The 349-nt window shown below is 69.6% G+C and carries 1 pseudogene; it reads right to left on the bottom strand.

The window, feature by feature from the left end:
• Positions 1-349: pseudogene (locus AC1DOP_RS27430) on the bottom strand (hypothetical protein); the annotation flags it as partial.

Genomic DNA, 349 nt, shown 5'->3' with positions numbered 1-349 from the left:
GGCATCAGGCAGCGACTTGCCGTTCTTGCGCCACAGATCCTGGGCTTCGCCGATCCACTGCGGGTCCACCTTGCCGGTGGCCTGGCGCGCCGTCAGCTGCGCACARCGCAGGCCGAKRTTKTCGGTSGGARCCCAGTTGGCCAGCAGYGTCGGCCAGTCCTGGCGGCGCGCGACAGAGGGCAGCCAGGCGCTGCGGAAGCTGTTGGCCACGGCCTGGCCCTGATAGCGCTTGAGGAAGGCCTGTGCCTGCGCCGTATCGACGGTGTCGATGTTGCGCCGCAGGTTGGCGAACTCCAGCCAGCCATACGCGGGATGGCGGCTGAGCGCGGCGGCCTGGCCGGGATCGAAC

The sequence above is a fragment of the Massilia sp. 01N410 genome (assembly GCF_056399665.1).
Note: the sequence above shows the minus strand (reverse complement) of the source record. Positions and strands in the feature narration are given on the sequence as shown.